Origin of the sequence: Pseudohongiella sp., assembly GCF_040877505.1 — a bacterium.
In the GTDB taxonomy this organism is placed as follows: Bacteria; Pseudomonadota; Gammaproteobacteria; order Pseudomonadales; family Pseudohongiellaceae; genus Pseudohongiella.
This window is the reverse complement of the sequence record NZ_JBBDNQ010000024.1, coordinates 172,135-183,335: the sequence shown is the minus strand read 5'-3', so window position 1 is coordinate 183,335 and position 11,201 is coordinate 172,135. Positions and strand designations below refer to the sequence as shown.

Below are 11,201 nucleotides of genomic sequence, written 5' to 3'. Positions count from 1 at the left end.
GCAGAGAGAGTAACGCATGAAATTGTTTGAAACCCGCACTGCCCCCAATCCACGTCGTGTTCGCGTATTCCTGGCAGAGAAAGGATTACTGGATGATGTTGAGATCATTCAACTGGACTTGCAGAAAGGAGAAAATCTGACCCCTGAATTTGTCGCCCGCAACCCCATGAAAAAAGTACCTGTTCTGGAACTGGAAAATGGCGTCTGTATCGCAGAGACCATGGCCATCTGCCGCTACTTTGAAGAAGCCTTCCCTGACACCACTCCGCTAATGGGGCGTACGCCACTGGAAAAAGCCCAGATTGAGCAGTGGCTGCGCTGGATCGATTTCTATTTCATGACCCCCACCGGCATGGCATTCCAGCACACCACCGGATATTTTAAAGACCGCATGAAACCTTATCCCGAATGGGGCGAGGAGTGTAAAATCCAGGCTTCAAAATTCCTGCATTTCCTCAATAAGCAACTGGCAGAACGCGAGTTCATTTGCGGAGACCAGTTCAGCGCCGCCGATATCAATGCCCTGTGTACAGTAGACTTCAATCGGGTCATCCACCAACGCATTCAACCGGAGCAGACCCATTTGCAAGCCTGGTACGACAGAGTGTCGCAACGCCCGTCAGCCAAAGCCTGACCCAGTACCTTTTACGTCTATTGACGCTCTGCCCAGGGCGGCGTAAAGCGTTCGCTGCCAACCAGCCGCTTCGCATGCACCAGCGCCCGATACCAGCGGCGCTGGGCCGGGGGCACCACAGCAGGCCTGCCAGCCAGCAGGCTTTGTGACACGCCCTCACCGGTCTGGTATTGACTCAGGATGTCCAGTACCGACTTGCGGGCACCGTAGGTTTCATGGAGAAACTGGCTGGCCTCGTCAGTCAGATTGACCCGGTAGTGACGCACCAGCGCCACGGCAAGATGCTCGGCCGCGTGACTCATGTCTTCCACAACATCCTGCGCCATTGATTCGGCAAGCACCTTTTTCTCATTGGCACTCATGCCAGGTTCCAGGTCTCCCAGATAGGTTGCCAGTGTCGCACCGATGCCGCGTTGAATTTCCGGATACGACAGATGAATATGCGGTTCCAGTGCCAGTGCCACCTCTATCGCCAGCTGCCGGGCACTATCAAAAGTCAGGGGGTTGTCCTTGTCACTTCGCCGCTCAAACAGACCTTTGGTTTCATGTGCTTCCAGATGCTGTTCGCGCAGATAATGCGCGAGAATCCGACAGACTTCTTTACGCTCCTCATCGTCCAGGCGGACAACTCTTTCCCGAATTCTTACACCACGGCCACGCGGGCCGATCTGCAGTTCTTCCGCATCCAGATGTGCCGCATCCATGACACGGTTCCAGCTTTCAGCGGTGACCAGGAACTCCGCGTGCAGTTCGCCAACGCGCCTGAATGACTCATGGGCGATTCGATACAGGCGCAGTGCACTGGTCATGATCTCCGCGTGACGACGCAGCTCCGGGCGCAAACTGACGTTGCCTTTCCTGATCGCATCGACATCTTTGCGCATCCGCAGCGCCAGCTTGTCCAACGCTTCGCCCACGCGCTCGATCAGAAGTGCTGACGAGATGCCTTCAGGCACCTCGTCATATCCCATAATATCCACCTCGACCAGCCACGACGCCAGCCCCCTGATTCGGTTGCTGCCGGCGGCCTGCGCGATACGATAACGGCTGCGGCGACGTTCCATTCGATCAAGTGCAGCAGCAAGTCGCCAGCGACCGCGGTAATCGAATGTCAGCATCGGGATTTCACGGCCGTTGATCAATTCAAAACACAGCACCAGCATGGACTCCACATCCTGCATGGTAATCAGCAGCAGGTTGTCCTGCTCAATGGCAGCCAGCACCCGGGAAATGAAATGCTCTGTGCGCGGTGTGCCATGGCGCAGGCTGGCGATCTCACCCAGATAACGTTGCCTGAGCACATCAGCCGCCTGTGGCGATACCTGATACAACTCGGCTATGGTCTGCTCAAAGGCCGCGCCATGTTCTTCGTGCATGTCTGCAACGCGCGAATACAGACCGGCGCGTCTGAAACTGTCTATACCGGCCAGCAAACGACCCAACCGGTCATTGCCGGTAAGCTGCTCGCAGGCCATTGCCACGCCACCGGGTGAGAGATCCACCCGTTGCAGAAGCTGAATCGCCGCTTCTCGCTGTCTCACATCCCCTTCCAGGCTACTTATCATCAGATTCCGCACCGAAAGCACAAGGTCGCCCAGTTTATCGGTCACTTCGACAACGTATAGCTGCGCTCGCTCGGTGGCATAACCCAGCGTGCTGTCGTAGACGATCTTGGCACCCAGCGCGATCAGTCCGCTCAGCACAGTAAAACTGACAAAATAGACAAGCTGCTGATTTGATGGCGCCTGACCGAAGCCGATGTAATAACCACCATAGAGGCCGATCGCAGTAACCGGCCCTGCCGTCCAGGCCAGACCCAGCAGACTGCGTGACATTCGTACCCGCCGCACGCTGCGCGTAAATTGATCCAGGCGCTCACTGTCCTCGCGGTCCAGCGATATGCCATTTTTCTTCTGCGAGCGCTGCCTGAGCCAGTCTGGCAAACTAAACATAAATCCCCTTCTGGTGTGGACGGCAGTATAACGCAGACCGCGGGCCGTACCCTACACTGGGCGCCAATAGTCGTGAACCGGGCACCAGCCGTGATATTCTTGGCCATCATTGACGATGCCCCCGCTTCAATACGCATTATCGGCGGCGCCGTCCGGCACCTGACAGGAGAATGTATTTTCATGAGCAGCAGCACTGTGTCCAGATCGGCCTCTTCCGGCATCGTAAAATTCCTGGTCGTACTCACCTGTCTGGGTGTTGTTGGCCTGGTGCTCTGGCAACTGCTGCCCCGGGCGTCTTTTTCCAGCGATCTGAGCCAGGTCGGTCAGGGCAGGCCCGCGCTGGTGATGTTGCGGGAGGTTCATGTCATGGGCGGCGAACGCACGCTGGCATACATGGAGGCCATTTATCCCGACTTTGAAGAGCAGACCGTATTTCTGCTGGTCCACACTGGCCACCCTGACGGCATCGCGCTTGCCGAAACCCACAACCTGAGTGATGGCTCGCTGGTGCTGTTCGATGGCAATGGCGATGCGCTCGCCTCCATGGGCCGTCCGGACAGTGCAGATGATCTGCGCCGTTTTATCGAACAGAACCAAAACACATTATGATTGCCTGGGTGGGCCGGACGCCCAGGGCTGAACGGTGAGTTTATGGCGATAGAAATAGAGCGAAAATTCCTGGTTGACCATGTTCTGTGGGAGAGGGCTCTGTCGGAGAGGGCTTTGTGGGACAACGCCAGAGAACAACCAGGGGTTGAAGGTGTCCGTTACCGGCAGGGTTATCTGTGCCCCGGCACCGGCATTACCGTGCGCGTCAGAATCGCCGGTGAGCAGGCTTTTGTCACCATCAAAGGCCCCACCCATGGATATTCCCGAGCCGAGTACGAATACCCCGTGCCGCTGCAGGACGCCGAGGAAATGCTGAGCAGTTTATGTCAGCAACCGTTGATTGAAAAAATCCGGTACCGGATCGGGTACGCCAGGCACATCTGGGAGGTGGATGTCTTTCAGGGTGCCAACAGCGGTCTGATCCTCGCCGAGATTGAGCTGCCAAGTGAAGACACCCGCTTCGATCTGCCCCCATGGCTGGGCCGTGAGGTGTCCGGTGATCCGCGCTACTTCAATTCGGCGCTGGCCCGCACACCGCAACCCGACCCGATACCGTCAACCTGACACTTCATGCCAGCGCAGACTCAAACCTGCCCCAAGCAAACCTGCCAGCCCCAGCAATACAATCACCAATGGCACTGACACCAGGGCCGCCAGTGCACCCAGCACCCCCGACACGAGCAACAACAGACCGATCACGGTATTGCTCACCGCCACATAGTCCGTGCGCTTATTGCCACCGGCCATATCGACCAGATAGGTCTTGCGTCCCAGGCGCACACCGGCATGCGACACACCCAGCACAAAAAATGCAAACGGATAGAACCATTGCGACGCCGTCGCGGAAACATTGAGCACCGACCAGGCCGCAACCATCAAGGACGTGACTGACGCCAGCGCACAGGCGATGGCAAAGACCCGGCGACTGGAACGGTCGGCCCACCGCCCCCAGAGGGGTGAACTCAGCAATCCGGCAAGACCTTCGGCGGCGATGAAAATACCCAGCAAGGATGCTGCGTTGCCCAGGTCATCCCGCGCCAGCGCAATATAAAAAGGCGCAACCAGCCCTGACCCCATCGCCAGGGCACGGGCGATGACAAACTGACGAAAAGCCCTGTCATCGCGCAGCAGCGACAGGCGCGCAAACGCCTCCGCAAAACCGTTGGCACCGCCGTCAGTGGCGCCCGGGAACTCCCTGATGCGCGCATAGGATACGATCGCCAGCAACCACAACCCGGCACCGGCAGCCAGCAATACCGCATAGAAATCTGTCGACGCCCCATCACCTGCCATGCTTAGCCAGACCCCGGCGGCAAATGCGAGCAACCCGGCGATAGCGCTGATCCAGCCAGACAATCGGCCACGCCGGGTCTTGGGGATGGTCTTGCCCAGCACATCTTTGTAGGCCACCGAGCAGGCGCCACGCGCCAGACTGAATACCGTCAGCAGGCCAACAATTGCCAGCCCGGCGCTGATACCCGTCAATGTAAAAGCGCACCAGACCATCAACAACAACATCAGGCTCTGCACCGCACCACCACCCACCCAGACCCATTTGCGAATGGCCTGGCCCCGCACCCAGGCACCGATGAACATCTGAGGCAACATTGAGCCGGATTCGCGAATCGGCACCAGCAGACTCATGATCCATGACGGGGCGCCCACCTGCATCAACAGCCATGGCAGCGTGGTCTTGGCACTGGCCAGGCGATCAGCCACATTGCTCGCGGCATTGGCGACCAGGGTTGCAATGAAGTTGCCCGGCGTTTCCCGGCAGGCGGCATCACTTATATCCTTGCACACCCGGCCTTCATCATCTTCGGCGAGACGTTCATAAAGCAGGGTCTTCCAGTCGTCCGGGGCGTCAGGCGGGAGTGGGTCAGCGGTGCTTGCCGGTGTGTTCTGCGTCATGACAGAAGCTTAGCAGCGCGGCCTGATGGTGTACAAGTTGCAAAAACAGGAAATAAGCGGTAGTTTCTGAGCAGCAGCAGGACGACAACAATAACGATTGTTCATCATGCCCGGTTGTCCGCAATCGGCATCTGCAAGAGGCGACGTTCATGCGAAAGTTCATGCGGGATTTCATGCGTAAGTTCATGCGAATGTTCACGCGTCATTATCAGCACCTTTCACGAAGTCATGTTTTCATGTTATCGGTTGTGCTGGGCACGGCGCTTGCCGCCTGCTCACCCGAGACCACAGCACCCACTACCACAGACACCAGCGCGGACATGGTCAATGATCCGTCAGCGGAACTGCAACTGCGGTTTCTGGAGGCCACGCCGGGCGATGTCATCACCCTGCCCGCCGGTGTTTTTACTTTTGAACGCAGCCTGACCCTGAATGTCGATAACATTACCCTGCGCGGTGCGGGCATGGACAAAACCGTGCTGTCATTCAAGGATCAGATTACCGGTGGTGAAGGTCTGTTGGTCAACGCCAGCAATTTCACCATTGAGGATCTTGCTATTGAGGATTCCCGCGGTGATGCCCTCAAAATAGCCCGTGGTGATCACATCGTCATTCGTCGGGTCCGCACAGAATGGACCAATGGCCCGGATACCAGCAACGGCGCCTACGGTATTTACCCGGTGCAGACACAACACACACTGATTGAGGACTCGGTTGCGATTGCCGCCTCCGATGCCGGTATCTACGTCGGGCAATCGCAGAACGTGATCGTGCGTGGCAACCGCGCTGAATACAACGTGGCAGGCATCGAGATTGAAAACACCATTGGCGCCGATGTTTATGACAACGTAGCGGTCAACAATACCGGGGGCATCTTGATTTTCAATATGCCCAACCTGCCGGTCGAAGGCCACACCACCCGCGTCTATAACAACCGGGTACATCAGAACAACACGGAAAACTTCGCCCCTCCCGGCACCGCGGTCGCCAGTGTCCCGGCCGGCTCCGGCATTATCATCAACTCCAATGACAAGGTGGAGATTTTTAATAACGACCTGGGCCACAATCAGACTGCCAACATCCTGATCTCAAGTTACTTCAGCGCGGGATATTCGGAACGGGAAATGGCCGAGGCGTTTGACCCGTATCCGGAGACCATTTTCATTTATGACAACACCTTCACCGATGGGGGCAATGCGCCGGGGCGGCCAGAACTGGACATGCTGCGTCAGGCTCTGTTTGGTGAAGACGGCAGTTTTCCGGACATCATCTGGGACGGCGTCACCCACCCCGAACGCACCGACATGACTTATGCCATTTGTGTTGACAACAGCGATGCTGAAGTCCTCAACATTGATGCCGCCAACAACAACGCATCCCCTCGTGTCGATATGAGCATGCACAACTGTGAACACCCCAGGCTGGCCGCTGTCGAGCTGCCGGCAGGGTTGATTACTGAGTAACATTTGCAGAAGAGGCCAGGTCATGCCCCGGTGGTCAGCAATAGCAGCACGATTAACGGCAGGCGCAACACTGGTTTTATCGGGCATCCTGAGCTCCTGTCAGGATTCGGGGCCGCGCTTTTTCGACAGCAGCAACTACCCTGAGCAGTTGTCAGAATGGCAACTGCTGCAGGTACGCAGCGGTCAGCTTGAGCTCAGTGATGCCGTGTTGCCTTATGAACTGGCAACGCCCCTGTTCAGTGACTATGCGCTCAAGCTGAGAACTGTCTGGCTACCAGATGGCGGCTCTGCCCGCTACCGGGACAACGAACCCTTTGATTTTCCCGTTGGCACCGTTATCAGCAAAACTTTTTATTATCCGATGGATACCACCACGACAGATGAACCTCGTCTGCTCAAGGCCAGCGCCAACACCTCGCTAATGAATAGTGGCTCGTTGGCACTGGATGCTGCCCGACTGATCGAAACCCGACTACTGGTCCACCAGCCCGGCGGCTGGGAAGCACTGCCCTATGTCTGGAACGAAACCCAGACAGACGCCACCCTGCAGATAACCGGTGATATTCAACGCCTGCAACTTGAAGACTCGACGTTCGCCTATGTGGTCCCGAATCGCAATGAGTGCGCGAGCTGTCATGTTACGGATCAAAATAAAGGTGACCTGTCACCTATTGGCCCAGCTGCGAGACACCTCAACAGATTGGTCACGCACACTGATGGCGAACAGGTTCCACAGCTGGATGTGTGGCAACAGCGCGGCTGGCTGTCAGGCCTGCCGACGACAGAACGAATCCCGGTCAATTCGAGCTGGGATAATACAGGTAACACAACGGAACAACGCGCCCGTGCCTACCTCGATATCAATTGTGGCCACTGCCACCAGCCCGGCGGCAGCGGCGACACGTCCGGCCTGTTTCTGCATGCAGCGGAAACGTCGGCCATGCGCCTGGGGGTTTGCAAACCGCCGGTTGCCGCAGGACGAGGCGCCGGTGGTCACCGTTTCTCTATTCTGCCGGGGCATCCGGAGCAATCGATATTGAGTTATCGGATACAAAGCAGTGAAACCGGTGTGTTGATGCCCGAACTGGGGCGCAGCCTGGTGCATGAGGAAGGTCTGGCACTGGTCAACAGCTGGATTGCTGACCAGACCGGTGCCTGCAACTGATGTGATGCCAGGCGCCGGCCGGTGCACCGCTCATTCCCGCTTAGTCGCTGCCGTCTTCGCTTATTTGCTCCAGCACCCGCGCGCCCATCAGAATACCCGGCATGGAGTGATTACCCTCATGGCAGGCATATTCATAAAGGTCCGGCGCCGCAAACATTGGTAGCTCGCCGGTCCATGGGGTTTCGTACAGTTCCGGATCTTCGATAGTGAACTGGTAGCGCAATTCCCGTTCGTTGACACGCGAGAAACGTTCCGTAACTTTGGCGTTGGCTGAGGTGTAGCCACTGCCACGCGCCACCTGTTCCGGATGAAAGTTGATGGTCTCGACGACCAAGGTATCGCCTTCATAATAACCAATGGAATCACCATGCCAGCGGGGCACTGCGTGTGGATCATGCTCCCCATCGATTTTCACGATGCGGGCATCATGCGCCATCTCGGCGAGGATCATCACATGGGTCGGACTCTGCACGATCTGCGTGGTGTTGTTATACAGAGACGGCGTAAACGGCACGATGGAGGCAAAGCTGAGCAGGCAACGCTCTGCCAGTGATCGCCCTTCCGGACCGTCATTTTCGTCCATGTCCGGGTAGGCCATTGCCGCGCGCTGCGCGGCCCGAATCTGCTGTCCATTCTCTGTCCACGGAATACGCCCATCTTCCGGCTCAATAATCAGTGAAGTGCGCAGTTCACCATCAATTACTGCCAGCCAGTCACCAGGGTTGATCCAGAAAGCATTGTACCCACCCACATTATCCGGGCCTGGTGCCTCAGCCCCGGTGGCCTCCAGAGCGTCAGTATATTGCTGCAACGTTGGCACCAGCCGCTCTGCCTCTTCCTGACTGATGGTCAACTTACCTTCAAAGCGGGGATGTCGTTCAACGGCAGTTCTTGACGAATAATCCCAGATACCTTGCAGATCCGGTACGCCCCACGGCGTCATGGCTGCCTGTCCGGCACCAGCCTGCTCATCGGCAGCGTTGGCGCCACCACTGAGCAGAACAGCGATCATGACCGGCATGGAGAGAGTGATTGTCCTGACGGACAACGGTATGTGTTGCATTGACTTGCAGGCGATTCGTTTCATAGGACCACATCTTTATTTGAATTGTTGATGGTGTCTGGCACCCGGGTTGCTGCCAAGCGTAACGTTTAAGTCGTCACGTTTTTAAGTAACACGGGCACCGGAACAGGTCAAATGAATTCATTCAGTTTTCGCCGGAATGACATCGGGAGACGATGTCATGCGTCCTGAAAGTAATCCTCCGCCGAGAACACGTCGACTTCGATTGCCGCCATTGCCGCCGCATTGGTTGCACGCATCTTCGTCGCCTCTTCAGCACTGATAACATTGGCCGCGAGGGCCTCGTCCACTACCTCAAACGACAGCCCCCTGGGTAGTTTGCGTGCTTTTTGCGCCTGCTGGATCTTCGCCATCACCGGCAAAGCTTCCGAATGCAGACGGAAAGCTTTCATCAGGCGCCCCATACCAGGCTTGTTTTCATCGAACGGAGCGATGCCATCGGTAAGACGTCTGTATTGATCATTCAATTCCTGAATCGCGCCCGCAGTCTCCGGTATAAGGTCATCTGAAGGACCGCGCGACAGCGGATTGAGGCGCAGGAACCAGGACGACGGCCCGCGCAGCCACCAACCCACCACCGGCGCGTCAAAATTGGCATGAATGCCTTCAAAGGCATCCTGAACCTGTGCCAGCGCGAACTCGCAGCTGTATTTCAGGATGGGCAGATCTTCCGGCTTGTTGCCTTCCGCCTTGAAGCGGCGCAGCGCGGAAATTGCCAGCACCTGCCAGGTCAGCGCGTCGGCAAAACGGCCACCCAGACTGCCCTTGGCTTTAAGTTTACTGCCAATCAGGTAGAGCGCCAGGTCAGCCAACAGCGCGAACCGAGACGAAGCCCAGGCCAGACGCCGGTAATAAGTTGCTACCTCACCGGGCTCCGGACTGCCGGCGCTGAAACCACGGGTCAGGCCCCGCACCTTGCTGCGGAAGAAATTGCTGACGGTGTGCCACAGCCAGCCCAGCAATCGCTGCCGGAATGCTGTGGCATCATTGTCCTCGACGGCCTTGACCAGGGGCAGCGCGTACGGGTGACAGCGCGTTGCACCCTGACCAAAGGTTATCAGGGTCCGGGTCATGATGTTGGCCCCTTCCACCGTGATGCTGACCGGCGCGCTGCTGTAGCCGCCACCCAGTATATTGCCTGGCCCCTGCATCACGCCGGCGCCTGAGAACACATCCATGCCGTCGATCAACGAACGCTGACCATAATCCGTGCTGCTGGATTTCAGCAACGCGGAGATCACTGGTGGCTGCTGGCCATTGTCCAGCGCCGAACAGGAGTACACCCGCGCGCCTTCGAAGATGTAGGCAAAGGCGGCTATACGAGCCACTTTTTCCTGCACACCTTCCATCAAACCGATCTGGATGCCAAATTGATGACGAATCATGGAATAGGCACCTGTTGCGGCGGCCACCAGCTTCATGCCACCGATGGCGCCCGCTGGCAGCGATACTGCGCGCCCGCCAGCCAGTTGCTCCATCAGCATGCGCCAGCCCTGACCGGCATACTCCGGACCACCGATAATCTGTTCAGGTGAGGCAATCACATCTTCACCAATGATGGGTCCATTGTAAAAACTCATGCCGATGGGCAGGTGATGATCGCCGTTTGTCAGCCCCGGAGTGCCTTTATGCAACATGATAACCGTGATGCCGGGATACTCGCCCTTGCCCAGCAGGTTGTCGGGGTCGTGCATCTGAAACGCCAGCGAAATCAGGTTGGCAGCGGGTGCCAGCGTGATATAGCGCTTACGGAAGTTCATGCGTATTTTGGTGGCACCATCGCTGTCCTTGAAAACCACCCCTTCAGCCTTGATTGACGCGGCATCTGAACCTGCGGTGAGCTCGGTCAGACCGAAACAGGGTACATACTCGCCACTGGCCAGTTTTGGCAGGTAATCATCCTTCTGCGCCTCGGTGCCGTAGTGCTTCAGAAGTTCAGCTGCCCCCAGCGAGTTGGGGATAACAACAAAAGTGCCCGCCGTGGGGCAGTAAGCATTCACTTTCGCCATGATTGAGGAAATGGCCAGGGTGGAAAATTCTTTGCCACCGTACTGTTTCGGGATCAGCAGGCCCATGAAGCCTTGCTGTTTAATGTAATCAAGCACGTCATCGGGTACTTTGCGCGTGGTGGTGATCTGGTAACTGTCGATCATCCGGCACAATTCTTCCGTAGGCCCGTCCATGAACGCCTGCTCTTCTGCGGACAACTGGTTATAGGGCTCTTCGAGTATATTGCGAAAATCCGGGTTACCGGAGAAGATCTGCCCGTCGATCCAGACCGTGCCGGCTTCCAGCGCCTGCTTCTCAGTGTCGGAGATGCGTGGCAGCACATTGTTATCCCGCATGAACTTCATAATCATTGAAAACATAAATCGTGTTCCTC

The 11,201-nt window shown here is 57.1% G+C and carries 9 protein-coding genes; 5 read left to right on the top strand and 4 right to left on the bottom strand.

Annotated features, from left to right (window positions below; translation table 11 throughout):
• The first annotated feature begins 16 nt into the window (after positions 1 to 16).
• Entirely contained in the window at positions 17 to 634 is a 618-nt protein-coding gene (locus WD071_RS09130) for a glutathione S-transferase family protein (RefSeq protein WP_368048053.1), read from the top strand.
• Between the two features lie 17 nt (positions 635 to 651).
• Here WD071_RS09130 and WD071_RS09125 read toward each other — a convergent pair whose 3' ends face one another.
• A complete protein-coding gene (locus WD071_RS09125; RefSeq protein ID WP_368048052.1) occupies positions 652 to 2,586 on the bottom strand; it encodes a hypothetical protein in 1,935 nt (644 codons plus the stop codon).
• A 180-nt stretch (positions 2,587 to 2,766) separates the two neighbouring features.
• Here WD071_RS09125 and WD071_RS09120 point away from each other — a divergent pair, with 180 nt between their 5' ends.
• Together WD071_RS09120 and WD071_RS09115 are read left to right on the top strand one after the other, a co-directional pair.
• Positions 2,767 to 3,195 carry a hypothetical protein gene (locus WD071_RS09120; protein ID WP_368048051.1) on the top strand — a complete coding sequence of 143 codons (429 nt, stop codon included), beginning with the start codon at positions 2,767 to 2,769 and terminating at the stop codon, positions 3,193 to 3,195.
• A gap of 42 nt (positions 3,196 to 3,237) precedes the next feature.
• A complete protein-coding gene (locus tag WD071_RS09115) occupies positions 3,238 to 3,759 on the top strand; it encodes a CYTH domain-containing protein (RefSeq protein ID WP_368048050.1) in 522 nt (173 codons plus the stop codon).
• Here WD071_RS09115 and WD071_RS09110 read toward each other — a convergent pair.
• Complete coding sequence (locus WD071_RS09110) at positions 3,751 to 5,106, bottom strand: MFS transporter (protein WP_368048049.1); 1,356 nt, start codon at positions 5,104 to 5,106, stop codon at positions 3,751 to 3,753. The genes WD071_RS09115 and WD071_RS09110 overlap by 9 nt on opposite strands.
• A gap of 149 nt (positions 5,107 to 5,255) precedes the next feature.
• Between WD071_RS09110 and WD071_RS09105 the strand changes: the two genes are divergently transcribed.
• Both WD071_RS09105 and WD071_RS09100 read left to right on the top strand, forming a co-directional pair.
• On the top strand, positions 5,256 to 6,569 hold the full coding sequence (locus tag WD071_RS09105; RefSeq protein WP_368048048.1) for a parallel beta-helix domain-containing protein: 1,314 nt from the start codon (positions 5,256 to 5,258) through the stop codon (positions 6,567 to 6,569).
• Positions 6,570 to 6,591: 22 nt separating this feature from the next.
• Complete coding sequence (locus WD071_RS09100; RefSeq protein ID WP_368048047.1) at positions 6,592 to 7,734, top strand: SO2930 family diheme c-type cytochrome; 1,143 nt, start codon at positions 6,592 to 6,594, stop codon at positions 7,732 to 7,734.
• Between the two features lie 40 nt (positions 7,735 to 7,774).
• On the opposite strand, the gene WD071_RS09095 is transcribed toward WD071_RS09100, so the two are convergent.
• Both WD071_RS09095 and WD071_RS09090 read right to left on the bottom strand, forming a co-directional pair.
• Entirely contained in the window at positions 7,775 to 8,821 is a 1,047-nt protein-coding gene (locus tag WD071_RS09095; protein ID WP_368048046.1) for a hypothetical protein, read from the bottom strand.
• A gap of 155 nt (positions 8,822 to 8,976) precedes the next feature.
• Positions 8,977 to 11,187 carry an acyl-CoA dehydrogenase gene (locus tag WD071_RS09090; RefSeq protein ID WP_368048045.1) on the bottom strand — a complete coding sequence of 737 codons (2,211 nt, stop codon included), beginning with the start codon at positions 11,185 to 11,187 and terminating at the stop codon, positions 8,977 to 8,979.
• Positions 11,188 to 11,201: the final 14 nt, after the last annotated feature.

What these genes read in the sequence shown, in the direction of transcription:
- WD071_RS09110 (WP_368048049.1), bottom strand. Translation starts at nt 5,106, where the DNA reads ATGACGCAGAACACACCGGCAAGCACCGCTGACCCACTCCCGCCTGAC.
- WD071_RS09100 (WP_368048047.1), top strand. Translation starts at nt 6,592, where the DNA reads ATGCCCCGGTGGTCAGCAATAGCAGCACGATTAACGGCAGGCGCAACA.
- WD071_RS09095 (WP_368048046.1), bottom strand. Translation starts at nt 8,821, where the DNA reads ATGAAACGAATCGCCTGCAAGTCAATGCAACACATACCGTTGTCCGTC.
- WD071_RS09105 (WP_368048048.1), top strand. Translation starts at nt 5,256, where the DNA reads ATGCGAAAGTTCATGCGGGATTTCATGCGTAAGTTCATGCGAATGTTC.
- WD071_RS09130 (WP_368048053.1), top strand. Translation starts at nt 17, where the DNA reads ATGAAATTGTTTGAAACCCGCACTGCCCCCAATCCACGTCGTGTTCGC.
- WD071_RS09125 (WP_368048052.1), bottom strand. Translation starts at nt 2,586, where the DNA reads ATGTTTAGTTTGCCAGACTGGCTCAGGCAGCGCTCGCAGAAGAAAAAT.
- WD071_RS09120 (WP_368048051.1), top strand. Translation starts at nt 2,767, where the DNA reads ATGAGCAGCAGCACTGTGTCCAGATCGGCCTCTTCCGGCATCGTAAAA.
- WD071_RS09115 (WP_368048050.1), top strand. Translation starts at nt 3,238, where the DNA reads ATGGCGATAGAAATAGAGCGAAAATTCCTGGTTGACCATGTTCTGTGG.
- WD071_RS09090 (WP_368048045.1), bottom strand. Translation starts at nt 11,187, where the DNA reads ATGTTTTCAATGATTATGAAGTTCATGCGGGATAACAATGTGCTGCCA.